We start from the raw sequence: 24,867 nt of genomic DNA, 5'->3' as shown, positions 1-24,867 counted from the left end.
CCGCCATGTGGTCCGAATATTCCCTGGATGTGGTCGATGCCGTGGCGCGCCACGGCAGCTTCAGCGCCGCTGCCCAGGAACTGCACCGCGTGCCGTCGGCCATCAGCTATACGGTGCGTCAGCTTGAGGAGTGGCTGGCGGTTCCATTGTTTGTACGGCGCCACCGTGACGTCGAGCTGACCCCCGCCGGCCGCCTGTTTATCGACGAAGCTCGCGGCGTGATGAAAAAAATGCTCGGCACCCGGCGTTTGTGCCAGCAGGTTGCCAATGGCTGGAGCGGCCAGCTGAAGGTGGCCGTGGACTCCATCGTCAAACCCCAGCGTTGTCGGCAACTGGTGCTGGACTTCTACCGGCAATTTCCTGAAGTGGAATTGCTGCTGGAATACGAGGTGTACAACGGCGTGTGGGATGCCCTCGCGGATGAGCGCACCGATATCGTCATCGGTGCCACCAGCGCGGTGCCGGTGGCCAGCCACTTCACCTTTCGCGACATGGGCTTGTTGAACTGGCTGTGTGTGGTCAGCGCGAAACATCCATTGGCGGCCATGCAAGGGTTGCTCAATGACGACCAACTGCGCCCATTCGCCTCGTTGTGCATGACCGACACTTCTCGCAACCTGCCCAAGCGCGACACCTGGACTCTGGATAACCAACGCCGCCTGGTGGTGCCCAACTGGGCCTCCGCCATTGATTGCCTGCGCGACGGCCTCTGCGTCGGCATGGCACCGGCGCATCAGGTACTGCCGTGGATCGAACGCGGTGAATTGGTGGCGCTGCACCTGTCGCGGCCCTTCCCGGCCAGCCCGTCGTGCGTGGCCTGGGCACAGGGCAAGCTGTCCCCGGCCATGGCCTGGTTGCTGGAATACCTGGGAGATACCGAAACGATGAACCAGGAGTGGCTGAACGGAAACGACCTCTGAGGATGATGAAGATCCGCTCCTAAAAAAGCGGATCTCGTTTCAATCCAATAGGCGGCTAATGGCGCGTACGATCATCTCGACCTCCTTGGCGTCCAGCGTCAGCGGCGGCAGCAGGCGAATGACCTTGCCCCGCGTGACATTGATCAGCAGGCCATGCTCCTGGGCCGCCCGCTGCGACAGGTCGCGATACGGGGTCGCCAATTCGATCCCGATCATCAAGCCCTGCCCACGAATCGCCAGCACCTGCGGGTGTTCACTCAACTCCACGCGCAACCGCGCCAGCAAGCGTTCGCCCTGAAGCGCAGCGTTCTGCAACAACCCCTGTTCTTCGATGATATCCAGCACGGTGCAGCCCACCCGGCAGGCCAGTGGATTGCCACCAAACGTGCTGCCGTGACTGCCCGGGGTAAACAGCTGGGCCACTGCGGTGCGGGCCAGGCAGGCGCCGATGGGCACTCCGTTGCCGAGACCTTTGGCCAGGGTCATGACATCGGGCACGATGCCTTCATGCTGGAACGCAAACCAGGCACCAGTGCGGCCGATGCCGGTCTGGATTTCGTCGAGCATCATCAGCCAGCCATGGCGTGTGCAGTGATCACGCAGGGCTTGGAGGTAGCCGGCGGGAGCCGGCACTACGCCACTTTCGCCCTGGATCGGCTCGAGCAGGACCGCCGCGATACGCGCCCCAAACGTCCGGGTGATGGCCTCCAGCGCCGCCAGGTCCCCAAAGCCCACCTTGAGGAAATCTCCCGGTAAACGCTGGAAACCCAAGCGCACCGACGGACCATCGCTCGCGGCCATGGTCCCCAGCGTACGGCCGTGAAAAGCGTTCTCCATCACCACCACCAGCGGCTCTTCAATGCCTTTTTTCCACCCGTGCAACCGCGCCAGCTTCAGCGCCGTCTCGTTGGCTTCGGCGCCGGAGTTGTTGAAGAACGCGCGATCCAGACCTGACAGCTGGGTCAGGCGCTGGGCCAGGCGTTGCTGCCAGTCGATGCTGTAGAGGTTGGACGTGTGTAAGAGCAAACCGGCCTGCTCGCTGATGGCCGCCACCAACCTGGGGTGGGAATGCCCGACATTGGTCACTGCCACACCCGCCACCGCGTCCAGATATTCGCGCCCCTGCTGGTCCCACAGGCGCGTGCCCAGGCCGCGGGTAAAACTCAGGGCCATGGGTTGGTAGGTGGTCATCAGGCAGGCGGCAGTCATGGTGGCGGGCTCCAGTGCATCGTTGGGATGCCTGCAGTATCGTTAGCCATCTGAGCTGGATAAACTGCGCAACTCTGCAATAACTTTAAACCAGGGCTTGATAATGGATCTGTTCCAGGCAATGTCGGTGTACGTGAAAGTGGTGGAGACCGGCAGCATGACGGCCGCCGCGCACGAATGCGGGATGTCGACTACCATGGTCGGCAATCACCTGCGCGCCCTCGAGCAGCGGCTGGGCGTCAGCCTGCTCAAGCGCACCACCCGCAAGCAAAGCCTCACGGAATTTGGCGGCCAGTATTACCAGCGCTGCCTGGAGGTGCTGGGCCTGGTGGCCGACTCCGAGCTACTGGCGGAGCAGGCCCACAGCGAAATCCCCAAAGGCAGCCTGCGCATCACTGCGCCACCGGTGTTCGGCACCGAACGCCTGACGCCCGCCCTGAGCGAGTTTGCCCAACGTTACCCGCAGATCAACCTGTACGTGGTGCTGAGCAACGAGCGCATGGACCTGGTCGACAGCGGCTTCGACGTGGCGATCCGCCTCGGCGAGCTGGAGACTTCCAGCCTGATCGCCAGGCCCCTGCAGGCCTACACCCTCACGCTGTGTGCATCACCTGCGTACCTGGCGCGTCGCGGCACGCCGCAGACACCCGAAGACCTGCAGCAGCACGACTGCCTGGCGTTCGCCTACCCAGCCAGCGACAACTGGCGAGACACCGACAAACTCTGGCGCATGACCGGCGCGGAAGGCGAGGTGGAGGTGCCGGTGTCCGGCTCGTTGACCATCAACAGCTCGCAAGGCTTGCGCCAGGCCGCCGTCAACGGCATGGGCATCATCATGCTGGCCGATGCGCTGGTGCAACCGGACCTGGAGAGCGGCAAGCTGGTGGCCCTGTTACCCGGCTACCAACTGCCCTCGCGCCCCATGCACCTGCTTTACAGACAGGATCGCTACCGCCTGCCCAAACTGCGCGCCTTTGTGGATTTCGCCATGGAAAAATGGGCGCGCTAGAAGCTCACGCCCAATTCGCGCAGGCGCGCTGCTGTGCGCTCGGACGACACATGGTGAATACCCTGCCAGCCCAAGGCGACCGCAGCGTCGATATTGCCGGCAACGTCGTCGATAAACACCACTTCACCGGGCTGGATATCCGGCAGATGCGCCCGTACCTGGGCGAGGCTCGCGTGATAAATGGCCGCATCCGGCTTGATCAGCTTCAGCTCTCCCGACACCACGATATCGCGCAGGCGTTGCAGGAACGGATAGTTGGCCCGCGCATAAGGGAAGGTCTCGGCGGACCAGTTGGTGAGCCCGAACAGCGGCATATCGGCGGCATGCAGCGCTTCGAGAATCGCCACGCCTTCTGGCAACGAGCCACGCAGCATCTCGTGCCAACGGGCGTAATAGGCCTGGATCAAGGGTTCGTGTTCGGGGTATTGCTCGACCAGGTGGCGAGTGCCTTCTGCCAGGCTGCGGCCGGCGTCCTGCTCGGTGTTCCAGGCCTGGGTGCAGACAGTGTCGAGAAAGTGTTGCCGCTCGTGATCATCGGCAATCAGCTGGCGGTAGAGGTGCTGCGGGTTCCAGTCGAACAAGACACCGCCGAAATCAAAAACTACTGCACGAATGGTCATGGGGTCTCCCCTCAGTGTGGCGTGACAGGCACACCAGTCTGGCATGCTGGCATGCTTCTAGGAGAACAAAGAAACGTAGGAATCTTCTGGGAATTTCGCAGCTTACCTACAGATAAACTGCGCCTGCATCCCCGGCAATCGCGCCTTGAACTCCCTCGCGCGAGTGTAGGGCATACAAGTAGTCATATTTTTTATTTAGCCCAGGCCAACCGATCTGTTTAGGGTCCGACGTGCAAAGGAGGGAATGCCACAGCCTGGAAAGGATTATCCAACGGTATGCTGAAACCTGAGTTGGAGCTCCCCATGACAAACGTGATCAACGCCCATCGCTCTGCGTCCAGCCGCAATCAGGCGCCCTTGGAGCCCCGCCCTTCCAGTCCGCAGAGTCACGCGCAATCGGCGTTGAATTCAGTGGAAGCGGCGGCAGCACGTGCCCAGGACGGGACCGGAATCCTGTCGGACCACCTGATTCCCTTGCAAAGCCTCGCAACACAGACCAACACCATCATTGGTATCCGCCCGGTGGAATCCGTCGCCACCGGATTGATACGGGAAGGACACCCCACCAAGGACTTCCATATCAAAGGAAAAAGCGCTGACTGGGGGCCGCAGGCGGGTCTGATCTGCGCGGACCAGGCACTTAGCAAGCTCGAGAAGTCTGCAACACTGGCGCCGGAGAAAGTCGCACGCGCCAACGAGCAAATACAGGCATGCATTCGCGATGGCCATGCAGTAAGCGTCCCACTGGAGATCTCCCGCGCCCGCCTGGATGAATTGCTCGGCCTGGGCAAGCTCTCTGAGCTGACGCTGCCCGACGACGACGGCACTATCCACCTCAAGGCCCTGGGGCCCAGCCAGCAGCAGTATGTATTCGAAGGCAAGCGCGCTTCGTCTTCAGACGAGCGCTATGTCATCAGCCAAGAGGGCAAGCCCTTGCAAGTGCTGGCGAAAAGTCCGGAGGGCAAGGCATTGACGGCAGACTATGACCTGCACACGATCGCGCCCCATATCAGCGACTACGGTCGCCAGGACAGACTCCCCGTACCCGATATCGCTCATAGTGTTTACACAGACCGCATCAACAGCTACAAGCATCGCCACGCCGATGTAGACGACTATCAAGTGCCAGAAGCGTTGCGCGCGGATTTTGACAGCGCAGGCCACTTTTATAGCAAAGAAGATCCCGACCTCGGTAACGCCACGCCGCGCATCAAGCACATGATCGAGCTCATCAACCAAAAGCTGGTGGGCGATGCAGAGCGAGTGGTCCACCACAACGCGGATTCAGGCAGCCCCGCTGCAGATGTGGCGACCAACTATCCGGCGACTTTTTTTCTGCCGGCCAAGTTGGGCCAATTCGACGAAATCTGCCTGATCAATAACAGCAAGGAAATGGCAGAACTGGTAAGGACCGCAAAAGACAGCGGCTATCACGTGCCCCTGAATCCGCTGTGGGAAAAAGAAGTGATCAGTGTCAAACGCCCAGGCTTCATCCAAGCGCAGGCGCGCCTGGCGCGAGCCTTTGACCGGAGCTGAGCGCCAGGCGGCAGCCTCGATATTCAGATGATCGAGGCTGCTACTCACTGCGCTTACGCGTTAATGAGGCCGTTGATCTTCACGGTAGGGTTTACATCAGCGTCGTAGTCCACGCCATCGATCTCGAAGCCGAACAAGCGCAGGAATTCAGCCTTGTAGCCGGCAAAATCGCTGATCTCGTTGACATTGTCGTCGGTAACCTGGTTCCACAGGGCTGCTACCGCGTCCTGGACCTTTGGCTCCAACTCGGCCAGGTCGGCGCGCAGGCGACCGTCGGCGTCCAGCTTAGGCTCGGCGCCGTACAGGCTGTCCTTGAACAGGCCGTAGACCTGCTCGATGCAACCTTCGTGGGTGCCCTGCTCTTTCATCACCTTGAACAGCAACGACAGGTACAGCGGCATGATCGGGATCGCGGAACTGGCCTGGGTGACCACGGCCTTGAGCACCGATACACGGGCGTCGCCCTTCAGTGCGGCGAGGTTGTCGCGCAGGGTCAGGACTTTCTTGTCGAGGTCTTTCTTGGCTTCGCCGATGGAGCCGTTCCAGTAGATATCCTGGGTCAGCTTCTCGCCAAGGTAGGTGAACGCGGTGGTCTTGGCGCCTTCGGCCAGCACGTCGGCGTCACGCAGGGCGTCGATCCACAGCTGCCAGTCTTCGCCACCCATGACTTTGACGGTGCCGTCGATTTCTTCCTGGGTCGCCGGCTCAAGCGTGGTGTCGACCACAACGCCCTTGTCGGTGTTGATCCCGCGCAGGGTCACGGCCTTGCCGATCGGCTTGAGGGTGGAGTTGTGCACCACGCCCTGCGGGTCGGTGCGACGTGGCGCCGCCAGGCTGTAGACGACCAGGTCGATCTTGCCCAGGTCTTTCTTGATGGTTTCGATGGTCAGGCGCTTGATCTCGTCGGAGAACGCATCGCCATTGATGCTCTTGGCGTACAGGCCTTTTTCGACGGCAAACTTCTCGAATGCGGCGCTGTTGTACCAGCCGGCAGAGCTGAGCTTGCCTTCTTCGCCTTCTTTTTCAAAAAACACGCCCAGGGTGTCGGCGCCGCAGCCAAACGCAGCACTGATGCGCGCGGCCAGGCCGTAGCCGGTGGAAGCGCCGAGGACCAGCACCTTCTTCGGGCCGCCTTCGATGGCGCCGTGTTGGGTGACGTAGTCGATCTGTTCCTTGACGTTCGCCTCACAGCCAACAGGGTGAGCGGTCACACAGATAAAGCCACGAACCCGCGGTTTGATGATCATAAAATTTCTGCCTCTTCCAAGGTGCCGAAGGCCAATGGTGGCCATTCAACTTCAATCGTACCGGTCTATGACGCCTGAAAAACCGAAGCGTCACGATAGTCGCAAATCTTCCGTTTACAAAATCCAATCCACTCACGCGGGGCAACGGTTAAAAACGGTGTAGAGCCTTCACAATTTTGCACGATTTAAAACGCCTCTCCGGCACTGAACGCCTTATCATGACGCAGTTGTTTCAATATGTTTCAAACCCCCACCACTCGCGGCCACGGATCCGGACCTGTCGAATGGCGTCCTGCTGGAGCTGAGTGTCATGAACAAGTCTGCGTTGCATAAAAAGGCCGTATCGATCGCCTGGGTATTGGGCGTATTGCTGATTATTGCGGTCTTCCCCGAAACCACCCTGGTGTTTCTCGGCCTGGTGCTGGTCTGCGGCATTTACGATTTCCTGCGCAATGGCTTGTATGACGCGCCCACCATCAAGAAATACTTTATCGGCAGCGGTCGTAACACCTGGCTGCTGGCGCCGTTCAACACGCTGTTCGACCTGCTGAGTTCGCGCAACCGTCACGTGTATACGATGGACGACCTGCCGCCCGCCTGGCGCGCAGACCTGCAGCAGGTGATCAGTGATGCCATGGCTCACAAGGATGAAATCATCGGTTACCTGGATGAACGCATGGCCGAGAAGAAGCGCGGCATGCTGTTTTTCCAATGGTACGGACGGCCGATCGAAACCACGCTGAACATTCCGCAACTGCGGGAGAAGCTGCCGTTCGTGAAGACTATCGGCGTATCGGTGTTCAACGAAAACCGTTCGACCTCCTTCCACTTCGGCCCGCTGCGCATGATGTTTCGCGTGCTCTACAACATGGCACCGGCGCCCCATCACGACGGCGTCTACATCCAGGTGGGCAAGCACAAGCACTACTGGCACGACGACCCGCTGTTTATCTTCGATGACACGTTGATGCACGCGTCCTTCAACAAGAATGATGCAAAACGCTACTGCCTGTTTATCGATATCGTACGGCCGACTCCGCTGCCTTCAGTATTGAACGCCGTGATCGCGGGGTTTGCCGGGCTGGTCTTTACCCTGCGTCGGGTTTTCTACAAAAACTGGAAGCTGATTCAGTAACTTCTGCGGCATGATGGTGCTGGACGGTGTTTGCACTCGGCGGCATGCCTGAGGTAAATAATCGTCTCGTGCGACCGTTTTCGGCGCCCATCATTCTCAAGCCATCGCGCAGTTCTATCGGGCGCGGTGGCTGTGCTTTCAAGGAATCAGAATGCCCCAACGTCAAGTCATCAATGCCTCCGTCAGCCCCAAGGGCAGCCTCGAAACCCTGTCGCAACGTGAAGTCCAGCAACTGAGCGAAGCCGGTACCGGCAGCATCTACACCCTCTTCCGCCAATGCGCCCTGGCGATCCTCAACACCGGCGCGCATATCGACAACGCCAAGACCATCCTCGACGCCTACAAAGATTTTGAAGTGCGCATCCACCAGCAGGATCGCGGCGTGCGCCTGGAGCTGCTGAACGCACCGGCCGACGCTTTCGTCGATGGCGAGATGATCGCCAGTACCCGCGAGATGCTGTTCAGCGCCCTGCGCGACATCGTCTACACCGAGAACGAGCTGGACAGCCAGCGCATCGACCTGAGCAACTCCCAGGGCATCACCGACTACGTGTTCCACCTGCTGCGCAATGCGCGCACGCTGCGCCCGGGTGTCGAGCCGAAAATCGTGGTGTGCTGGGGCGGGCACTCGATCAATACCGAAGAATACAAATACACCAAGAAAGTCGGCCACGAACTCGGCCTGCGCAGTCTGGACGTGTGCACCGGTTGCGGCCCTGGCGTGATGAAAGGTCCGATGAAAGGCGCGACCATTTCCCACGCCAAACAACGAATTACCGGCGGCCGCTACCTGGGCCTGACCGAGCCGGGCATCATCGCCGCCGAAGCGCCGAACCCGATCGTCAATGAACTGGTGATCCTGCCGGACATCGAGAAGCGCCTGGAAGCTTTCGTGCGTGTCGGCCACGGCATCATCATCTTCCCGGGCGGTGCCGGCACGGCCGAAGAATTCCTGTACCTGCTGGGCATCCTCATGCACCCGGACAACCGCGACCTGCCGTTCCCGGTCATCCTCACCGGGCCGAAGCACGCCGCGCCGTACCTGCAACAACTGCATGCCTTCGTCGGCGCTACATTGGGCGAGGCCGCACAGGCGCACTACCAGATCATCATCGACGACCCGGCCGAAGTGGCGCGGCAGATGACCGCGGGTCTCAAGGCGGTGAAACAGTTCCGTCGCGAGCGCAATGACGCGTTCCATTTCAACTGGCTGCTGAAAATCGACGAAGGTTTCCAGCGCCCGTTCGACCCGACCCACGCCAACATGGCCAGCCTGCAACTGAGCCACGCGCTGCCGCCCCACGAACTCGCCGCCAACTTGCGCCGCGCGTTCTCGGGGATCGTGGCAGGCAACGTCAAGGACAAGGGCATCCGCCTGATCGAGCAGCATGGTCCGTATGAGATCCACGGCGACCCGGCCATCATGAAACCGCTGGACGAGCTGTTGCAGGCTTTCGTCGCCCAGCACCGCATGAAGCTACCGGGCGGCGCGGCGTACGTACCGTGCTACCGCGTGGTGCAATGAGTTAGCGCTGTACCGCCACACATTTGATTTCCACCAGCAGACCGGGGTGTGCCAGTTCCGACACTCCGATCGTGGTCCAGGCGCAATGCCCGCGTGGGAACAGACGGTTTTTCACGTCGCGAAAAACCGCCATGTGCTGGCTCATGTTGACGTGGTAGGTGGTCATGTCCACCACGTCGTCGAAGGTGCAGCCGCCCTCCTCCAGAACCTCCCGCAGATTCTCCCAGGCCGCGACGAACTGCGCCTCGGGGTCCTCGATCACCGCCAATGCAGCCGTCCGCCCGACCTGGCCTGCGCAGTACAACGTCTTGCCGACCTTGACCGCCGGCACGTAGCCGGCGCGCTCGACGATGGGGTGCATGGAAGGGGGAATGATGAGAAAGCGGTCGGTCATGGTTTGTATCTCTTTAAACCCTGTGGGCGGGAACAGTTCGGACTAGTGTTTTACCTGTTCCGACTAACCCACACCAGATGAGCGACCTATGGACCAACGGATATTGTCCTCTGTCACTCCTTACCCTAAGGTAAGGAATATAACGATGGAGATCTTCACTATGGCGACCGCCACACTGACCTCGAAAGGTCAAATCACCATTCCTGTCCAAGTCAGGACAGCCCTTGGCCTGGAAACAGGCGACCGGGTCGAGTTTGTTGAAATGGAAAACGGGCAGTTTTCCATCATTGCCGCGAGCCACAGGGTTCAGGACCTCAAGGGCTTGATACGCAAACCTGCCAAGGCCGTTTCCATCGAGGAGATGAACCAGGCCATCGCAGCACAGGGGGCAAAAGCCGGATGATCGGACTGGATACCAATGTGCTGGTGCGCTACGTCACCCAGGATGATCCGGTTCAATCCGCCAAGGCATCCGAGCTGATCGAATCGCTGACCACCGCCTCGCCCGGCTTCGTCAGTATGGTATCGATCGTGGAATTGGTGTGGGTACTGCAAAGCTGCTACCAGTCGGCCAAGAGCGATGTGGTGACGGTACTGGAAACCCTGCTACGCACCCGCGAATTGACCGTGGAGCATGGGGAGATCATCTGGCAGGCACTGCGCAAGTTTGTGGCGAACAAGGCCGACTTCGCAGACTGCCTGATCGAACGCTGCGCCCATGCCGCCGGTTGCAAGTACACGGCCACCTTCGACCTCAACGCGATCAAGACAACGGGCATGAAACGCCTGGGCTGAACCACAGCGTTGCGACAGCGAGCGGGCTTTGGTAAAAACCGTTTCTAACCTTGATCGAGAGAAAGACCGACGTGCGCACGTTTCTACTCGCCGCCCTGGCCATCGCCCCGACCCCCGTCCTGGCCGACACCATCACCTGGCCCGACCTGCCGAAGAGCTGCTTTGTCAGCGGCCGCTCCGCCACCAGCATGGATGTCGATACCGGTTGCGCCGCCTTCCTGATCAACGTGAAAGGCCAGGCGGCGGGTACACCGATCAAGCTGGATATTCCCCAGTACGCCATGCATGTGGACGAAGCCACCGGCAAGGAAACCCCGGTGATCCTCATCCAGGCAGAGGAGAATGGCGAGGTCAAGGCGGTGGGTTATAGGGAGTTGGGCACCGATCAATTGGGCGCGGCGCTGTTGCGGGAAGTTCGGCTGCTGGGTACCCAGAAGCCGATTTAAGGTTTTTTGCAGGCGCAAGCTTGCGCCTGCAAAAACGCTACCGATTCAGCCGGGGTCAGCGAACCCAACCACCCGCCTGCCAGTGATACCCATCATTGCGCTGCACCCAATGCGGATGCACATAGCGATAACCTTCGCGCACCGGCTCCCAGTGGCCGTGCACCGCGACGTAGCGCCCGCCTTCCCAACGCCAGTAACCGCGTGACCAGATATAGCCGTAGCGAACCGGCGGCTCGACTTCAATCACCTGCACCGGCGGCGGTTGCGGCGCGACGACTTCGACATACTCACGTTGCACCGGCCTGCGCTCATGCACAACGCGTTCTTGCACACACCCGGATGCCGCGACGACCATGGCCGCCAGTGCCGCATAACGTAGCCACATAAACAATCCTCGGGCGCTGGCGCCCAGTACCTGCATCGCTGAAAAATGCCCCCTTGTTGCAGCCACGCTCCTGCTTGGCCCTGGGTACTTTTTAACAGGAGATGTCTGTCAGCTTGCTGAACCCACAGCCCTCAAGTGCTGCACGCGACGGTCGGTCGTTTCAGGCGCACCAAAAGCAGCCCGGCGGCGACCACAGCAATGCCGGCGTAGGTCGGCGCATGGATCACGTCGCCAAACATCAGTGCCGCCCACACCAGGGTGACCGGTGGCTCCAGATAGACCAGCGCGGCCACGTGGGTCGCGGTCATCACGCGCAGCAGCATCCACAGGCTCAAATAGGCGACGAAGGTCGAGAACACGGTGAGCCAGACGATTGAGATCAACACGTCAGGGTCGTGGGGAATACTCAGCGTGTCGGTGTAGAGCACGGCGCCGGTAAAGCCGATCAAGGTCAGCAGCGACTGGATGAACAGCGGCAACACCAACCCAGCGTCGGTTTTTTGCACCGTGCGGCGCTCATACAGGGTCGCCAGCGTCAGCCCCAGTGCCGCGGCGAGTGGCAACACGTACATGACCCAGCCGACGCTGCCCGCATCACTGCCATGCTGCCCAGCTATCACAATGGAAACGCCAGCGAAGCTGATCATCAGGCCGATCCACTGCCAGCCCCCACTGCGCTCGGTAGCGCTGCCGGTCGACAATGCCGCCGTCATCAACGGCTGCAACGCGGCGATGATCGCCGCGATGCCGGGCGGCAAGCCATTCTGAATCGCGACATAGAGACAACTCAGATACAGGAACTGCGAGAGAAACCCGATCACGGCGTAATGGCGAACCTGTGCCCACGAGATCCGCAGTAACCTCACATTGAGGAACAGTCCCAGGCACACCGAGACCAACAGGAAACGCCAGAACAGCAAGTTGAACGCACCACTACCCTGCGTGCCCAATTTGGCGCCGATATAGCCTGAGCTCCACGACAGCACGAACGCCACCTGCAACAGCAGCCGCTTTAAGGTTGATCGCGTCATGAAGCCTCCGGTCAGTGCACGTTGACTGAAAGGCTAAGGGCCACGCATGATTCTGTATATTTGAATAACCCGCACTACCAATCCGTAATAGTGGAATCATGGCCAGACAATTGAATATCGACTTGTTACGCACCTTCCACGCCGTGGCGCGCTTTCGGCGCTTCAACGAGGCGGCCGAACATGTGCACCGCAGCGCGTCGACCGTGACCACGCAGATTCAAAAACTCGAAGACCAAGTCGGCCAACGCCTGTTCAGCCGCAGCAACCAGGGTGTGGAACTGACGCTGTACGGCCTGAAACTCCTCGGCGAAACCACCGAATTTCTCAAGAGCCACGACCGCCTGCTGATCACGCTGATGCCCCAGCGCATGCAGGGCAAAATCCGCCTGGGCATTCCCGACACCTACGCACCGGCATTCATGCAGGAATTCCTGCCCGACTTGATCGCCGACAACCCGCTGCTCGAACTGGAAGTAGAAGCACGTACCAGTGGTGAATTGCTGAATTTATTCATGGCAAACCAGCTGGACCTGGCCATTACCGTGAGCGCACAACCGCTGGCACAGGGTGAACGCCTGGGGTCGGTTAAACCGTTGTGGGTTGCGGCCGAGGGCTTTAGCTGTGCGTCGAATGCGGCACTGCCGATCACCGTGCCTGTCGCCGGCTGCCCCTACCGCGCGGCGGCCTTGCAGGCGTTGAAGGATCACGGGGTTTACCACCGTGTGTTGCTGGAGAGCCCCAACTCATCAGCGGTTGAAGCCTGTGTGCGCAGTGGCGTGGCGGTAGGCCTGATGGAAAAAAGTCGCATGGGCGAAGGGTTGAAACACATGACGGAACTGCCGCCGCTGTCGGCGCAGCACCTGTACCTCCTCAGCGATACCGGCAATGCATTGGCGTTGCACCTGCACGAGCAGGTCAGGCACTTCAAGGTGTAGACACTGCGCACAAAAAAGCCCGCTGACCGTTACCGGTTCAGCGGGCTTTTACACAGGCTCGGTACTCGGCTTACAGCGCCAGGTCAGAAGCCGGCTTGCTCGGCTCAGCCGCAGGCTTGGCAGCCTCGGTGGCCGTTGGAGCGGTGAGCTGCGGAATCGCAGGCGGTGGGGTCAGTTGCAGGATACCGGCGGTGTACGCCCATTCCTTGGCAACAGCCTCAGGACTGTCGTTCAGCTTGGTGCCGTAGCTCGGTACGATCTGGTGCAGTTTTTCCTGCCACTCAGGGGTCGCGACCTTGTCCTTGAACACTTTCTGCAGCACGGTCAGCATGATCGGAGCCGCGGTGGACGCGCCTGGCGAAGCACCCAACAGGCCTGCGATGGTGTTGTCGGCGGAGCTGACCACTTCGGTACCGAGTTTCAGGACGCCGCCCTGCTCTTCGTCACGCTTGATGATCTGCACGCGCTGACCGGCTTGCCACAGGCGCCAGTCTTCTTTCTTGGCGTTCGGGAAGTACTCTTTCAGCGCGTTGTAGCGGTCGTCATCCGACAGCATCAGTTGGCCGGCAAGGTACTCGACCAGTGGGTATTCGCGAATACCGACTTTGGTCATTGGCCAGATGTTGTGGGTGGTGGTGCTGGTCAGCAGGTCCAGGTACGAGCCTTCTTTCAGGAACTTGGTCGAGAAGGTCGCGAATGGGCCAAACAGGATTACACGCTTGCCATCAAGCACGCGGGTGTCCAGGTGCGGAACCGACATCGGTGGCGCGCCAACCGAAGCCTTGCCGTAGGCCTTGGCCAGGTGCTGCTCGGCGATGGCTGGGTTATCAGTCACCAGGAACGAACCACCCACTGGGAAGCCGGCGTATTCCTTGGCTTCCGGGATGCCCGACTTCTGAAGCAGGTGCAAGGCACCGCCGCCAGCGCCGATGAACACGAACTTGGCGTCGGTTTCAGTCTTGGTGCCGTCTTTCAGGTTTTTGTAGCTGACGCGCCACGAACCGTCGGCGTTCTTGGTGATGTCCTGCACTTCGCTCGACAGTTTCAGATCAAACTTCGGCGTGGTTTGCAGGTGAGCGACGAACTGGCGGGTGATCTCGCCGAAGTTCACGTCGGTACCGATCGGGGTCCAGGTGGCCGCGATTTTCTGGTTCGGGTCACGCCCTTCCATCATCAGCGGAACCCACTTGGCGATCTGCGCCGGGTCTTCGGAGTACTGCATGCCGGCGAACAGCGGGCTGGCTTTCAGTGCTTCGTAACGCTTCTTGAGGAACTTGATGTTGTCATCGCCCCACACAAAGCTCATGTGCGGCGTGGAGTTGATGAACGAACGCGGGTTCTTCAGCACGCCCTGCTGGACCTGCCAGGACCAGAACTGACGGGAGATCTGGAACGCTTCGTTGATTTCGACCGCTTTAGGGATCTCAACGTTGCCGTTCTTGTCTTCGGGGGTGTAGTTCAGCTCAGCCAGGGCCGAGTGACCGGTACCGGCGTTGTTCCAGCCGTTGGAGCTTTCTTCGGCCACGCCGTCGAGGCGCTCGACCATTTCCATCGACCAGTCCGGCTGCAGCTCATTGAGCCATACACCCAGGGTCGCACTCATGATGCCGCCGCCGATCAGCAGCACATCGACTTTCTTTGCCTCTTCCGCGTGAACGGACGTTATCCCCAGCGACAAAGCCAGCCCCAGCAGGGCAGTGTTTACTTTTTTAAACATCAGTAGCACCTATGATAAAACGCCATCCGCCCTGCCGACCCGGATCATGGGCACCCCTCAATCACGCTGCGCCAGGCAACGCATCGCGGGGTGTGCACATTCATTCGGGGACCGCAGGGTGGGCACACAAGGCCGACGTGTCGACCTCACTTTTATGTCCCTTCTGCGCTGACTTCTTATCATTATTGGCTTCAGCTACCTGGGCGACAGCCAATCACCGGGACGTATACGGGTGTACGCACCGGAGAAAGACTAGACCAAGACGGCGCGCAGAATATCACGCCAAACAGCGGTTATGCGCTGTTTGGCCAATTGACAGCTCTAAAACGCGGGTTTTAACGCTTTACTGTCAAGCCCGATGGGCGCGACGTGGGGTCACAGGGTGGCCAGGGCGATGGAACTCTGCCGAAAAAGGCTGTTCTAGACACCTTCGTCGCTGCTTGCGTAGCATCGGCGGCTCTCCTTCGTGCCATTCATCCAAACAGAGCGATCCATGTCTATCCACCAAACTCCCGGGCACGTGCTGCCCGCGCGCAGTGCCGCCAAAATGGAAGCGGCCATGGCCGTGGGCGCTTTCGCTATCGGTACCGGCGAATTCGCCATCATGGGCCTGATGCCCGACATTGCCCACAACCTCAACCTCAGCGAACCCCAGGTCGGCCACGCCATCAGTGCCTATGCTCTAGGCGTGATGGTCGGCGCGCCACTGCTGGCAATCCTCGGCGCCAAACTGCTGCGCAAACATATGTTGCTGCTGTTGATGGGGCTGTATGCCTTGGGCAACCTGGCCACGGCGTTCACCCCGACCTTTGGTTCACTGGTGGCTTTCCGCTTTATCAGTGGCCTGCCCCATGGTGCCTACTTTGGCATCGCTGCCGTTGTCGCCTCCAGCATGGTGCCCACCGACAAACGCGCCGGCGCCGTCGCACGGGTAATGATGGGGCTGACCCTGGCGATGCTGCTGGGCAACCCGATTGCCACCTTCCTCGGCCAGTATCTGGGCTGGCGTTCGGCATTTGCACTGGTCAGTGCCATCGCCGTGTGCACGATTGCGCTGGTCTGGCGCTACGTCCCCGATCGCCGCGATGAACCGCGCAGCGACCCGCGCAAGGAACTGCGGGCCTTCACCAAACCCCAGGTGTGGATGGCCCTGGCCATTGGCGCCATCGGCTTTGCCGGGATGTTCTGCGTGTTCAGCTACCTGGCGCCGACGATGCTTGAAGTCACCAAGGTGTCACCGCAATGGATTCCGTTCGGGCTGGCCGCCTTTGGCGTCGGCGGGATTATCGGCAACATTGCCGGCGGCAAGCTGTTTGATCGCCTGCAATTTCGGGCGGTGGGTTTGATTCTGGTGTGGTCGATGGCGGTGCTGCTGTTCTTCCCATTCGCCGCCGGGTCGCTCTGGGGCGTGCTGCTGGGCATCGGCCTGGTCGGCACCATGGTGTCACTGGCCGCACCGCTGCAAATCCGCCTGATGGACATCGCGCACGAAGCACCGAGCCTGGCGGCTGCGTCCAACCATGCTGCGTTCAACCTGGCCAACGCGCTGGGCCCGTGGTTTGGCGGCATGGCGATTACAGCGGGGCTGGGATGGACCAGCACCGGTTATATCGGCGCGGCCACGGCGCTGGTCGGGCTGGGCGTTTACCTGATCGCGCGACGGATGCAGGGCGGTCATTGAACGAAAAAGGGGCAGGTAACTCTGCCCCGATCACGGGTTTAATCGTGCAGCAAGCCTGAGCTGTACTGGCTGAAACTACTGCCCAACCCGCTCCCGCCAACGTTCACCTTGGTCGCATTTGCGGCGCCATGGCCATCGAACGACTGACAGCCTTCGGAAAGGCATGTACTGGTGCTGACGCCCGCGCAACCACTGAGCAGCACAACACCGGCAATAAGCATGGTTTTTATAAGGTTCAAGCGCATTTTTCAGATCCCTGGCGGCTCAAGCGTGAACGAATCGGTCGTGCGAGTGATCCTATGCCAGTGTGTTGCCAGGCATCATGAAACTTCTGTACGTGCCAGCTGCAGTTCAAACTGCAATCAAAGCGCGAACAGTCGATTGAAACAACACCCGCCACAACAAACAGGAACTATTCGCATTTAATCGCGTTGGGATTAATACATGTCATATGTCGGTTTTTTCTCTACAATCCGGGAACGTAAATAAAGGAATTTTTCGTGAGCATTTCAACGAATTCAAAACCGCGTTCCACAGATGATGAAATAGACCTGATTCCACTTCTCCTCGCCTTGTGGTCAAGTAAGAAAACCATCATAGCCACCACGCTCGCGGGCGCGGCTGTCTCATTTGCAATCAATGCAACGGCTCCCGAACAATGGACTGCCAGTACTTACATCACCAAGTCGTCGCTCTACAGCTTATATAAAGAAATTAAAGACAACGATGCAAGCACCCAAGCGAATCCACCACTGAAGGAAACCGAGCTCTACAGCTCCATACAAAACGACATGTTCTATACGGCCATGGGCGTGATGGCGGCGCAGTCGGTTAACGTGAAGGAAACTACGCCGAAGACAGGTAAAAACGAGGCTATTCTGTATGTCGCATCGGCCACTGCTACAACTGAAGCGCTGGCGCGATCCCAACTCAAATCCGCCCTGGATGCAGCGAACACGGACGCCATCGCGCTGAACTTACCTGCCTTGACTCCTGGTGATAACGTGCGAGCGTTCAACGCCATCGACGACGTAAAAGCCACCAATACCACACCCTCAAAAAAATTCACTTTGCTAGGTGGCTTTTTAGGCTTGATATTGGGCAGCCTGTTTGTGATCAGTAGATTTCTCATACAGCAACACCAACACGCCCGCCGAACGTGAAGTGCGCTACAGAAATGCTTCAACCAGAAAATAGATAATGCAGACCAATAGCGACGCAACAAAAACAATAAACAATTTCGCAGAAAATGTCGTTTTCATTAATAGTACTTATAAGAAAGCAGTTGATGGCCTGGAGCCATTATTACACTGCACGACTCTTTTTTCACCGTGATTTTTGCGGTCGAGGGACGAGCAGATCCCCTCTCTTCGGTCGACTGGCAAGTCGGCGTGCAACCACCAGCCGCCTCGCCAAGCGCAAGATTTTTCATCAAGGGAATGTCGTGACCCAATGATTGAAGCCGGGCATCCTGGACCAGGGCAGGCAGAGCACGAATCCTGCCCTTGATTCCTGATAAACTCGCCCCCTCTGCCTTACCCACTCAGATTGTCCAATGTCCCTGACCAGCGCTTTATCGCAACCCTTGTCACGCCGCTTTTCCGTCGCCCCGATGATGGATTGGACCGACCGCCACTGCCGGTACTTCCTGCGCCTGCTCTCCAAGCACGCCCTGCTCTACACCGAGATGGTCACCACCGGCGCAATCCTGCACGGCGATCACGAACGCTTCCTGCGTCACAACGAAGCCGAGCACCCGCTTGCGTTGCAGTTGGGCGGCAGTGTGCCGGCGGATCTGGCTGCGTGCGCGCGCATGGCTGAGGCTGCGGGGTATGACGAGGTGAACCTGAACGTGGGTTGCCCCAGCGACCGCGTGCAGAACAACATGATTGGCGCCTGCCTGATGGGTCACCCGGCCCTGGTGGCCGATTGTGTGAAGGCGATGCGCGATGCAGTGTCGATTCCGGTGACGGTGAAGCATCGTATCGGGATCAACGGCCGGGACAGTTACGCCGAACTGTGTGATTTCGTCGGGCAGGTCAAGGACGCGGGCTGCACCAGTTTTACCGTGCATGCGCGGATCGCGATTCTGGAGGGGTTGTCGCCCAAGGAGAATCGGGACATTCCACCGTTGCGCTATGACGTGGCGGCGCAGTTGAAGCAGGATTTTGCCGAGCTGGAGATTATCCTCAATGGCGGGATCAAGACGCTGGAGCAGTGCCACGAGCACTTGCAGACATTTGACGGCGTAATGCTCGGCCGCGAGGCCTATCACAATCCGTATTTGCTGGCAGAGGTGGATCAGCAGTTGTATGGCAGCTCGCAGCCGGTGATCAGCCGCGCTGAGGCGCTGGCGCAGTTGCGGCCTTATATTGCGCAGCACTTGGCCACGGGCGGCTCGATGCATCACATCACACGGCATGTGCTGGGACTCGGCACGGGCTTCCCCGGGGCGCGCAAGTTTCGGCAGTTGTTGTCGGTGGACATTCATAAAGCCACGGACCCTTTGGCGTTGCTGGACCAGGCTGGGGAGTTGTTGGAGGGGCGCTGATGGGCTGGGCGCCAGGGAAATGTTGAGTGGCTGGGCTGTTGTGGCGAGCAGGCTTGCCCTGCGTTGGGGGCGAAGCGCCCCCAGTAGGACTGATGCGATTTTTCAGTTGGAACGCGTTCAAAGATTTTAGGGCCGCTGCGCGACCCAACGCAGGGCAAGCCTGCTCGCCACAGGGAGACGGCTTCCGCGGGGCTACGCTGCCCGTAGGGCAGTTGGGTTGAACCTGCCGGCCGTTTTGCCCTCCTATTTACCAGCAAGATCAGTCATTCAAACGGCTGTTTTCAGGATGTTGCCCTCGCAAACGATCGAACGCATTTGCGCCCTTGAGCGCCTGCCAGCGCTCGGGTAATGTCATCAGACCCATAGGACAGAGCACGCCCATGACTTCCAAGCTGGAACAACTCAAGCAATTCACCACTGTCGTAGCCGATACCGGCGATTTCTCAACCCTCGCCAAGCTCAAGCCGCAAGACGCCACCACCAACCCTTCCCTGCTGCTCAAGGCCGCCTCGATTCCAGGCTATGCCAAGCTGCTGGATGAGTGCGTAAAGGACTGCAACGGTGATGTCGGCCTGGCCAGCGACCGGTTTGCAGTGGCCGTCGGCCAGGAGATCCTGAAAGTGGTGCCTGGGCGCATCTCCACCGAAGTGGATGCGCGCCTGTCATTCGATACCGACGCCGTGCTCAAGCGTGCGCATCGCCTGATCGACCTGTACGACAAGGCAGGTGTTGGCCGTGATCGCGTGCTGATCAAGATCGCCTCCACCTGGGAAGGTATCCGTGCGGCGGAGAAGCTCGAGAAAGAAGGCATCCAGACCAACCTGACGCTGCTGTTCTCCTTCGCCCAGGCCGTAGCGTGCGCAGAAGCCGGCGTGTTCCTGATCTCGCCGTTCGTGGGCCGTATCTATGACTGGTACAAGAAGGCCAATGGCAATGACTACACCGGCGCCGAAGACCCAGGTGTGCAGTCGGTAACGCGCATCTACAACTACTACAAGGCCAATGGCTACAAGACCGTGGTGATGGGGGCGAGCTTCCGTAATCTGAGCCAGATCGAAGAGCTGGCCGGGTGTGATCGCCTGACCATCAGCCCGGACCTGCTGGAGAAGCTGGCAGCCGATGAAGGCAAGCTGGAGCGCAAGCTTTCGCCAGGCCATGCCGGCGAAGCCCGTGTGCATCTGACAGAAGCGCAGTTCCGTTGGGAGTCCAACGAGGATGCGATGGCCACCGAGAAGCTGGCCGAGGGTATTCGTCAGTTTGCTCGCGACCAGGAGAAGCTGGAGGCGTTGCTGACTGCCAAGCTGTAAAAGCGGCGGTAGCAAAAAGGGCGGCACCCTCGCGGGTACCGCCCTTTTTTGTGTTTCATCGATCTTGAGCCGGCCACCGTTCAAGCTGCAGGAGCACGCTTGCTCGCGAGTGTGGTGAAGCAGCAACAGATAGGCTGACAAGCCAGCGCCTACCGTTGAAAATCCAGGTCAGTGGCGTTCGAGGGCATTCACGAGGTCGTGGAACGCTTCGCGATTGGACTCGTTCAGGCCCATCAGGATCTTGTGCGCTTCCAGCACCTTGACCCGCACCACTTCCTCGGACTGATCCTGGGAAGGCAGGTCGGTCAGGCATTCAGGGCATGGGATCGGGCGATCAACGATGTTGAACACCTGGTCAAAACCCATGGACTGCAGCAGACGGGTGATGTCTTCATGGGTGGTGACAACCGTCGGCAACAGGCCGACCTTCTGCCGAGACAGAATGGACAACTTGGCCAACAACCCAAGGGTGGTGCTATCGATGCTGCGGGTTTCGGTCAGATCGATCACGATCGCCGAAAAATTCAACGCTGTGAAAATCCGCTCAATCGTCGCATCCAGCGCCGAACACAAGGTCAGGCGCACTTCACCGACAAATTTCAGGACGAAGGTCCCGTCTTGCTCGGCGAATTGGATTCTTCCGGTACTCATCAAAGATTCCTGCTCAACACCAATAGGGCGATATCATCCGGCATCTCCCCTAGCGTGGCCAATCCAAAAACCTGCCGCAGGCCATCCAGGCTGCCGCCCGCCGACTTGACCTTTTGGGGCAAGGCAGCTTCTTTCTCCTTGAGTGTAGGCTCTGGAAGCAGGTCCAGGATGCCATCGGACATCAGCGTCAGGCTGAACGTCGGTGGCAGCTCCAGGATGTGGTCTTCGTAGGTCGCTTCATTGAACAAGCCTACGGGCAGGCCACGCCCTTCCAGGTAGCGCACACTGTCGGGAGTGTACAAAACCGGCATCGGCAGGTGACCGCCGATGCTGTAGGTCAAAAGACCGGTTTCTTCATCAATCACGCCGCCTACCATCGTCACGTGCTTGCCCAGCTTGCAGCTGATCAAGCCCCGGTTGATGTGGCCCAACACCTCGGAGGGGGTGAACTCCGGCAAGGTGCCATTGCGCTTGGATTCGAACAACAGCCGTGTGGTCATGAACTTCAACAACACGGTTACAAAAGCAGAGGATGCGCCATGGCCGGAAACATCGGCCAGGTAAAACGCGACACGCCGCTCATCAACACGGAAGTAGTCGACGAAATCACCCGACAGGTACAACGACGGGATGATCTGGTGAGCGAACTGGAATTCGTCGATGGTCCACGGGCTGACCGGCAACATGTTCATCTGCACCTGGCGACCGGCGTTCTGGTCTTCCTGGAGCAGGTTCAGGCTGGCTTCGAGTTCGCGGTTGGCGGTTTCGAGCTTTTCGCGGTAACGCTGGTTTTCCAACAACAGGCGTGCACGGTCCAGGGCGCGACGTACCGAGTGCTCCAGCACCGCCAGGTCTTCCAGGGGCTTGATAAGGTAGTCGGCAGCGCCCAGGCGCAAGGCCTCGACGGCATCGTTCATCACCCCGGCACCGGACACGACAATCACCGGCGTCTGCGGGGCAAGCTCGGTCACCTGGCGAATTAGCTCGAGGCCGCCCATCTGGGGCATGCGCAGGTCGCAGATCACGAGGTCGGGCTTGTCGCGCTCGAACACTTGGAGACCCTGTTGGCCATTGCTGGCCTGCAGGACGCTGAAGCCACTGTCTTCCAAATAGGCCGCGAGGCTCGCGCGCACTACTTCGTCGTCATCGATTATCAGCAGCGTGGCACTGGTTTTTTGCATGTGGGCAAACGGCGCCAGAATTAGGTTGGCGTAGGTGGCTCGGCAATGGCCGGGCGCACGTACTGGATTCGCTTTCTAGCCTCTCTGTCCTACAACATACGGGATTTTAGCCCACGCACAACGGTAAAGCAGAGGTGCCCTTCTAAGGCGCAGACGGTACTCCCATCCGCCAGGGGTTTCAAGCTCATGCCGATGGTCGCCGGGCGTCTTTACACCGCAAATCACCGGGAGTTATAAGAACGGGCACGACCACAACACAAAGTAAGGATGGAACCCATGAGCGAACACGAGCGCGACTACGCCGAAAAACGCGATTTCATCCGCATGCGCGTGGATGCCGATGTGTCTCTTATCCACGCCGGGCAGGAGATTGCCGGGGTGTGCGTGGACCTTTCAAGCTCCGGAATGCAGGTCCAGGCGCCTCGTCAATTCAAGGCAGGCGACCACCTGACGGTGCGCATCGAATCGGAGCACGCCGCACTCAAGGGGTTGGAGGCGGACACCGAAGTGGTCTGGACCAAGACCACCGGTGAGGAGCAGCAACTGGGCCTCAAGATCTTGAAAATGCACTGAAAAGTGCGCACAAAAAAAGGCGACCGCCAGGGTCGCCTTTTTTCATTTCAAAACGTCACGGCTTAGAAGTCGTCGACGACCTTGCCATCCTTGACCTTGAACTCACGGTTCTGCAGGTAGGCGTTGCGGATAAACGTATATTTGTCGCCGGTGATCAGCTTCTCGCTGTCGAGCAGGCTGGCACGGGTGTCCACGATATTCAGGCCGAAGGTGCTGTTGCGCCAGCCGATATCGTTCATGTAGCGGTACGGTTGGGTGTAGCTGTCCACGTACTTGGACGGCGCGTCACGCAAGGTGCTCGGGCCCAGCAACGGCAGCATCACGTAAGGCCCGCTGCCGACGCCCCAGTAGCCGAGGGTCTGGCCGAAGTCTTCGTCACTGCGCTGCAGCCCCATTTTGGTGCCGACGTCGATAAAGCCCAGCACACCGAAGGTGGTGTTCATCAGCAGGCGAGCCGTGTCCACACCCGCCGCATGCGGCTTGAGTTGCAGCACGTTGTTGGCCAGGTTGCCGACATCGCCGATGTTGCGGAAGAAGTTGTGCACGCCGTCCTGCACGAACTGCGGAGTCACAAACTGATAGCCCTGGGCCAACGGCTTGAGCGCGTAGGTATCAACGGTGTCGTTGAAGGTAAAGATCGGGCGGTTGACGCTTTCCCATGGATCGTCTTCGGACGCGGCCTGTGCGGCGAACGGCGCCAGCAGCACAGTGGCACACACCGACAGCTGAGCGAAGTAGTGGCTCCAGCGCATAGCTTTTGCTCCTTGAATGGTCTGTCATGGGCGCTATGCCCTGAATAAGACGGCCAGTATATGACGGAAGTGTCCAATTAGGCAGCATGCAGGAAACGACATACGGGAAATGCACAAAATTCCTACAATTAACCCTGCTGTCATCGGCTTGTCATCGTGCCCCGTTAGCGTCAGGGCTATTTCAGGGATGTTGAAATGCCTCACGCCGAGATTGCCATCGCCAGCGCGCCTGCCTTGACTGCAGTTCTGTTTGGCCTGAGTGGCTGCCTGGTGGACTTCGGTTCCCGGGCACGCACAGATTCCCCCACGCTGGGCTCCCATGCCACACCCGGCGCCCTGAAAATCCTGCGCAGCCTGAAGGATCAAGGCGTGCCCTGTGCCTGGCTGGATGAATTGCCACCCCCGGTGACCACCGCGCTGTCGGCCTCACTCCCCGAGTGGCTCAAGGCTGCATCGCCCTCCTCCATCCGCTGGCCGGCGCCCCACGCGTGCTGGCAAGCCTTGATGGAACTGAATATCGAACGCCTGGAAGGCTGCGTGCTGGTCAGCGGCGAGCCGCGCTTGCTGCAATCGGGGCTGAACGCCGGCCTGTGGACTATCGGCCTGGCCTCGTGCGGCTCGCTGTGCGGCATGGCCCCCGAGCAATGGCAGGCGCTGAGCGAGCAGGAGCGCGAGTACAAGCGCGGCAAGGCCACCGTCGCCCTGTATGGCCTGGGCGTGCACTCGGTGATCGACCACCTGGGCGAGCTCGGCAGTTGCCTGGCCGACATCAGCCTGCGCCAGCTCAAGGGCGAGAAGCCCTGATCGAGATCATGCACGGAGGGCGCCAGTGGATTAATCTACAGGTCAGCTCGTAGACCTTTCTCGGCGTGCCGTGGTCTATGCCAGTGCCTATCGATAAAAGGAACCACGTCATGCCTGATCGCAAAAAACTGGAAGAACAGGTCGAGATCCTGCGCGGGCAGTTGGAACAGGAACCGCCGCTGCCGGAAGAAAAACGCGAAGCGCTGGAAGCCTTGATTGCCAAGTTTGAATTACAACTCGAACTCGAACCGGCGACTCAGACGCCAAGTATTTCCGATGATGTGAACCAAGCGGCCATAGAGTTCGATGCCGATCATCCGGTCATTTCCGGCACATTGCGCAATATCATGATCACCCTGGGCAACATCGGGATCTGAACCAGGCCCCAAGGCAAGCGCAGAAACCCATGTGGGAGCTGGCTTGCCTGCGATCGCGATCATTCAGTCATCCATCAGGTGACTGA

General features: G+C 59.6%; 27 protein-coding genes. 16 read left to right on the top strand and 11 right to left on the bottom strand.

Translation table 11 applies throughout. The features are described from left to right. The first annotated feature begins 5 nt into the window (after positions 1 to 5). Positions 6 to 920, top strand: a complete 915-nt coding sequence (gene punR / locus JFU04_RS07435) for a DNA-binding transcriptional activator PunR (RefSeq protein WP_065901871.1) — start codon at positions 6 to 8, stop codon at positions 918 to 920. 39 nt (positions 921 to 959) lie between these two features. Here punR and JFU04_RS07430 read toward each other — a convergent pair whose 3' ends face one another. Further along, on the bottom strand, positions 960 to 2,129 hold the full coding sequence (locus JFU04_RS07430; RefSeq protein ID WP_201143759.1) for an aspartate aminotransferase family protein: 1,170 nt from the start codon (positions 2,127 to 2,129) through the stop codon (positions 960 to 962). A 103-nt stretch (positions 2,130 to 2,232) separates the two neighbouring features. Here JFU04_RS07430 and JFU04_RS07425 point away from each other — a divergent pair, with 103 nt between their 5' ends. After that, a complete protein-coding gene (locus JFU04_RS07425; RefSeq protein ID WP_201143758.1) occupies positions 2,233 to 3,138 on the top strand; it encodes a LysR family transcriptional regulator in 906 nt (301 codons plus the stop codon). Here JFU04_RS07425 and JFU04_RS07420 read toward each other — a convergent pair. Further along, complete coding sequence (locus JFU04_RS07420) at positions 3,135 to 3,758, bottom strand: HAD family hydrolase (protein ID WP_201143757.1); 624 nt, start codon at positions 3,756 to 3,758, stop codon at positions 3,135 to 3,137. The genes JFU04_RS07425 and JFU04_RS07420 overlap by 4 nt on opposite strands. Positions 3,759 to 4,061: 303 nt before the next feature. Between JFU04_RS07420 and JFU04_RS07415 the strand changes: the two genes are divergently transcribed. After that, positions 4,062 to 5,294: an anthrax toxin-like adenylyl cyclase domain-containing protein gene (locus tag JFU04_RS07415; protein WP_201143756.1), complete on the top strand. Its 1,233-nt coding sequence runs from the start codon at positions 4,062 to 4,064 to the stop codon at positions 5,292 to 5,294. 53 nt (positions 5,295 to 5,347) lie between these two features. On the opposite strand, the gene fabV is transcribed toward JFU04_RS07415, so the two are convergent. Then, positions 5,348 to 6,541, bottom strand: a complete 1,194-nt coding sequence (gene fabV, locus JFU04_RS07410; RefSeq protein ID WP_120447914.1) for an enoyl-ACP reductase FabV — start codon at positions 6,539 to 6,541, stop codon at positions 5,348 to 5,350. 310 nt (positions 6,542 to 6,851) lie between these two features. On the opposite strand from fabV, the gene JFU04_RS07405 reads away from it, so the two are divergent. Further along, positions 6,852 to 7,676: an aspartyl/asparaginyl beta-hydroxylase domain-containing protein gene (locus JFU04_RS07405; protein WP_065901884.1), complete on the top strand. Its 825-nt coding sequence runs from the start codon at positions 6,852 to 6,854 to the stop codon at positions 7,674 to 7,676. A 151-nt stretch (positions 7,677 to 7,827) separates the two neighbouring features. Continuing rightward, entirely contained in the window at positions 7,828 to 9,201 is a 1,374-nt protein-coding gene (gene ppnN / locus JFU04_RS07400; protein WP_065901886.1) for a nucleotide 5'-monophosphate nucleosidase PpnN, read from the top strand. A 1-nt stretch (position 9,202) separates the two neighbouring features. On the opposite strand, the gene JFU04_RS07395 is transcribed toward ppnN, so the two are convergent. Next, on the bottom strand, positions 9,203 to 9,595 hold the full coding sequence (locus JFU04_RS07395; RefSeq protein WP_201143755.1) for a RidA family protein: 393 nt from the start codon (positions 9,593 to 9,595) through the stop codon (positions 9,203 to 9,205). Between the two features lie 145 nt (positions 9,596 to 9,740). On the opposite strand from JFU04_RS07395, the gene JFU04_RS07390 reads away from it, so the two are divergent. The 3 genes from JFU04_RS07390 (at position 9,741) to JFU04_RS07380 (ending at position 10,836) form a co-directional block, all read left to right on the top strand. Continuing rightward, complete coding sequence (locus tag JFU04_RS07390; RefSeq protein WP_065901893.1) at positions 9,741 to 9,998, top strand: AbrB/MazE/SpoVT family DNA-binding domain-containing protein; 258 nt, start codon at positions 9,741 to 9,743, stop codon at positions 9,996 to 9,998. Then, on the top strand, positions 9,995 to 10,390 hold the full coding sequence (locus tag JFU04_RS07385) for a PIN domain-containing protein (RefSeq protein WP_065901895.1): 396 nt from the start codon (positions 9,995 to 9,997) through the stop codon (positions 10,388 to 10,390). The genes JFU04_RS07390 and JFU04_RS07385 overlap by 4 nt, the downstream gene beginning before the upstream one ends. Positions 10,391 to 10,461: 71 nt before the next feature. Further along, positions 10,462 to 10,836: a hypothetical protein gene (locus JFU04_RS07380; RefSeq protein ID WP_065901897.1), complete on the top strand. Its 375-nt coding sequence runs from the start codon at positions 10,462 to 10,464 to the stop codon at positions 10,834 to 10,836. Between the two features lie 55 nt (positions 10,837 to 10,891). Here JFU04_RS07380 and JFU04_RS07375 read toward each other — a convergent pair whose 3' ends face one another. After that, positions 10,892 to 11,221, bottom strand: coding sequence for a YXWGXW repeat-containing protein (locus tag JFU04_RS07375; protein ID WP_157955096.1), 330 nt, complete (start codon positions 11,219 to 11,221; stop codon positions 10,892 to 10,894). 131 nt (positions 11,222 to 11,352) lie between these two features. Further along, positions 11,353 to 12,252: a DMT family transporter gene (locus tag JFU04_RS07370; protein ID WP_201143754.1), complete on the bottom strand. Its 900-nt coding sequence runs from the start codon at positions 12,250 to 12,252 to the stop codon at positions 11,353 to 11,355. 98 nt (positions 12,253 to 12,350) lie between these two features. On the opposite strand from JFU04_RS07370, the gene JFU04_RS07365 reads away from it, so the two are divergent. Continuing rightward, positions 12,351 to 13,187, top strand: a complete 837-nt coding sequence (locus tag JFU04_RS07365) for a LysR substrate-binding domain-containing protein (RefSeq protein WP_201143753.1) — start codon at positions 12,351 to 12,353, stop codon at positions 13,185 to 13,187. Positions 13,188 to 13,257: 70 nt separating this feature from the next. Here JFU04_RS07365 and mqo read toward each other — a convergent pair whose 3' ends face one another. Then, positions 13,258 to 14,904 carry a malate dehydrogenase (quinone) gene (mqo, locus tag JFU04_RS07360; RefSeq protein WP_201143752.1) on the bottom strand — a complete coding sequence of 549 codons (1,647 nt, stop codon included), beginning with the start codon at positions 14,902 to 14,904 and terminating at the stop codon, positions 13,258 to 13,260. A 493-nt stretch (positions 14,905 to 15,397) separates the two neighbouring features. On the opposite strand from mqo, the gene JFU04_RS07355 reads away from it, so the two are divergent. Then, positions 15,398 to 16,585, top strand: coding sequence for an MFS transporter (locus JFU04_RS07355; protein WP_106804803.1), 1,188 nt, complete (start codon positions 15,398 to 15,400; stop codon positions 16,583 to 16,585). Positions 16,586 to 16,623: 38 nt separating this feature from the next. Here the strand turns inward: JFU04_RS07355 and JFU04_RS07350 are convergent, their stop codons facing one another. Further along, the gene (locus tag JFU04_RS07350; RefSeq protein WP_065901909.1) at positions 16,624 to 16,830 is read right to left on the bottom strand and encodes a hypothetical protein; all 207 of its coding nucleotides are present in this window, start codon (positions 16,828 to 16,830) and stop codon (positions 16,624 to 16,626) included. Between the two features lie 255 nt (positions 16,831 to 17,085). On the opposite strand from JFU04_RS07350, the gene JFU04_RS07345 reads away from it, so the two are divergent. The 3 genes from JFU04_RS07345 to tal all read left to right on the top strand — a co-directional run bounded on the left by JFU04_RS07345 (position 17,086) and on the right by tal (position 20,443). Next, a complete protein-coding gene (locus JFU04_RS07345; RefSeq protein WP_065901911.1) occupies positions 17,086 to 17,748 on the top strand; it encodes a Wzz/FepE/Etk N-terminal domain-containing protein in 663 nt (220 codons plus the stop codon). Between the two features lie 392 nt (positions 17,749 to 18,140). Then, positions 18,141 to 19,136: a tRNA dihydrouridine(20/20a) synthase DusA gene (gene dusA, locus JFU04_RS07340; protein ID WP_201143751.1), complete on the top strand. Its 996-nt coding sequence runs from the start codon at positions 18,141 to 18,143 to the stop codon at positions 19,134 to 19,136. A gap of 380 nt (positions 19,137 to 19,516) precedes the next feature. Then, the gene (tal, locus tag JFU04_RS07335) at positions 19,517 to 20,443 is read left to right on the top strand and encodes a transaldolase (RefSeq protein WP_065901958.1); all 927 of its coding nucleotides are present in this window, start codon (positions 19,517 to 19,519) and stop codon (positions 20,441 to 20,443) included. Positions 20,444 to 20,611: 168 nt separating this feature from the next. Here the strand turns inward: tal and rssC are convergent, their stop codons facing one another. Both rssC and rssB read right to left on the bottom strand, forming a co-directional pair. Next, positions 20,612 to 21,094 carry an anti-sigma factor antagonist RssC gene (gene rssC, locus JFU04_RS07330; protein ID WP_003172602.1) on the bottom strand — a complete coding sequence of 161 codons (483 nt, stop codon included), beginning with the start codon at positions 21,092 to 21,094 and terminating at the stop codon, positions 20,612 to 20,614. Next, a complete protein-coding gene (rssB, locus tag JFU04_RS07325; protein WP_017737359.1) occupies positions 21,094 to 22,275 on the bottom strand; it encodes a two-component system response regulator RssB in 1,182 nt (393 codons plus the stop codon). The genes rssC and rssB overlap by 1 nt, the downstream gene beginning before the upstream one ends. Before the next feature lie 276 nt (positions 22,276 to 22,551). Here rssB and JFU04_RS07320 point away from each other — a divergent pair, with 276 nt between their 5' ends. Then, on the top strand, positions 22,552 to 22,848 hold the full coding sequence (locus tag JFU04_RS07320; protein WP_065901966.1) for a PilZ domain-containing protein: 297 nt from the start codon (positions 22,552 to 22,554) through the stop codon (positions 22,846 to 22,848). Between the two features lie 62 nt (positions 22,849 to 22,910). On the opposite strand, the gene JFU04_RS07315 is transcribed toward JFU04_RS07320, so the two are convergent. Continuing rightward, positions 22,911 to 23,600 (bottom strand): MlaA family lipoprotein, encoded by a 690-nt coding sequence (locus JFU04_RS07315; RefSeq protein ID WP_065901968.1) that lies wholly within the window; start codon positions 23,598 to 23,600, stop codon positions 22,911 to 22,913. Positions 23,601 to 23,795: 195 nt separating this feature from the next. On the opposite strand from JFU04_RS07315, the gene JFU04_RS07310 reads away from it, so the two are divergent. Next, positions 23,796 to 24,404 (top strand): phosphatase, encoded by a 609-nt coding sequence (locus tag JFU04_RS07310; protein ID WP_106804808.1) that lies wholly within the window; start codon positions 23,796 to 23,798, stop codon positions 24,402 to 24,404. A 110-nt stretch (positions 24,405 to 24,514) separates the two neighbouring features. Further along, positions 24,515 to 24,781, top strand: a complete 267-nt coding sequence (locus tag JFU04_RS07305) for a DUF4404 family protein (protein WP_065901972.1) — start codon at positions 24,515 to 24,517, stop codon at positions 24,779 to 24,781. Positions 24,782 to 24,867: the final 86 nt, after the last annotated feature.

The sequence above is a fragment of the Pseudomonas sp. TH21 genome, assembly GCF_016651025.1.
Lineage (GTDB): Bacteria > Pseudomonadota > Gammaproteobacteria > Pseudomonadales > Pseudomonadaceae > Aquipseudomonas > Aquipseudomonas aylmerensis.
This window is presented reverse-complemented; position numbering and strand designations above follow the sequence as displayed.

What these genes read in the sequence shown, in the direction of transcription:
- JFU04_RS07365 (WP_201143753.1), top strand. Translation starts at nt 12,351, where the DNA reads ATGGCCAGACAATTGAATATCGACTTGTTACGCACCTTCCACGCCGTG.
- tal (WP_065901958.1), top strand. Translation starts at nt 19,517, where the DNA reads ATGACTTCCAAGCTGGAACAACTCAAGCAATTCACCACTGTCGTAGCC.
- JFU04_RS07390 (WP_065901893.1), top strand. Translation starts at nt 9,741, where the DNA reads ATGGAGATCTTCACTATGGCGACCGCCACACTGACCTCGAAAGGTCAA.
- rssB (WP_017737359.1), bottom strand. Translation starts at nt 22,275, where the DNA reads ATGCAAAAAACCAGTGCCACGCTGCTGATAATCGATGACGACGAAGTA.
- ppnN (WP_065901886.1), top strand. Translation starts at nt 7,828, where the DNA reads ATGCCCCAACGTCAAGTCATCAATGCCTCCGTCAGCCCCAAGGGCAGC.
- JFU04_RS07395 (WP_201143755.1), bottom strand. Translation starts at nt 9,595, where the DNA reads ATGACCGACCGCTTTCTCATCATTCCCCCTTCCATGCACCCCATCGTC.
- JFU04_RS07305 (WP_065901972.1), top strand. Translation starts at nt 24,515, where the DNA reads ATGCCTGATCGCAAAAAACTGGAAGAACAGGTCGAGATCCTGCGCGGG.
- JFU04_RS07320 (WP_065901966.1), top strand. Translation starts at nt 22,552, where the DNA reads ATGAGCGAACACGAGCGCGACTACGCCGAAAAACGCGATTTCATCCGC.
- JFU04_RS07350 (WP_065901909.1), bottom strand. Translation starts at nt 16,830, where the DNA reads ATGCGCTTGAACCTTATAAAAACCATGCTTATTGCCGGTGTTGTGCTG.
- punR (WP_065901871.1), top strand. Translation starts at nt 6, where the DNA reads ATGTGGTCCGAATATTCCCTGGATGTGGTCGATGCCGTGGCGCGCCAC.
- JFU04_RS07405 (WP_065901884.1), top strand. Translation starts at nt 6,852, where the DNA reads ATGAACAAGTCTGCGTTGCATAAAAAGGCCGTATCGATCGCCTGGGTA.
- JFU04_RS07420 (WP_201143757.1), bottom strand. Translation starts at nt 3,758, where the DNA reads ATGACCATTCGTGCAGTAGTTTTTGATTTCGGCGGTGTCTTGTTCGAC.
- rssC (WP_003172602.1), bottom strand. Translation starts at nt 21,094, where the DNA reads ATGAGTACCGGAAGAATCCAATTCGCCGAGCAAGACGGGACCTTCGTC.
- JFU04_RS07315 (WP_065901968.1), bottom strand. Translation starts at nt 23,600, where the DNA reads ATGCGCTGGAGCCACTACTTCGCTCAGCTGTCGGTGTGTGCCACTGTG.
- JFU04_RS07385 (WP_065901895.1), top strand. Translation starts at nt 9,995, where the DNA reads ATGATCGGACTGGATACCAATGTGCTGGTGCGCTACGTCACCCAGGAT.
- JFU04_RS07375 (WP_157955096.1), bottom strand. Translation starts at nt 11,221, where the DNA reads ATGTGGCTACGTTATGCGGCACTGGCGGCCATGGTCGTCGCGGCATCC.
- dusA (WP_201143751.1), top strand. Translation starts at nt 18,141, where the DNA reads ATGTCCCTGACCAGCGCTTTATCGCAACCCTTGTCACGCCGCTTTTCC.
- JFU04_RS07415 (WP_201143756.1), top strand. Translation starts at nt 4,062, where the DNA reads ATGACAAACGTGATCAACGCCCATCGCTCTGCGTCCAGCCGCAATCAG.
- fabV (WP_120447914.1), bottom strand. Translation starts at nt 6,541, where the DNA reads ATGATCATCAAACCGCGGGTTCGTGGCTTTATCTGTGTGACCGCTCAC.
- JFU04_RS07430 (WP_201143759.1), bottom strand. Translation starts at nt 2,129, where the DNA reads ATGACTGCCGCCTGCCTGATGACCACCTACCAACCCATGGCCCTGAGT.
- JFU04_RS07310 (WP_106804808.1), top strand. Translation starts at nt 23,796, where the DNA reads ATGCCTCACGCCGAGATTGCCATCGCCAGCGCGCCTGCCTTGACTGCA.
- mqo (WP_201143752.1), bottom strand. Translation starts at nt 14,904, where the DNA reads ATGTTTAAAAAAGTAAACACTGCCCTGCTGGGGCTGGCTTTGTCGCTG.
- JFU04_RS07425 (WP_201143758.1), top strand. Translation starts at nt 2,233, where the DNA reads ATGGATCTGTTCCAGGCAATGTCGGTGTACGTGAAAGTGGTGGAGACC.
- JFU04_RS07370 (WP_201143754.1), bottom strand. Translation starts at nt 12,252, where the DNA reads ATGACGCGATCAACCTTAAAGCGGCTGCTGTTGCAGGTGGCGTTCGTG.
- JFU04_RS07355 (WP_106804803.1), top strand. Translation starts at nt 15,398, where the DNA reads ATGTCTATCCACCAAACTCCCGGGCACGTGCTGCCCGCGCGCAGTGCC.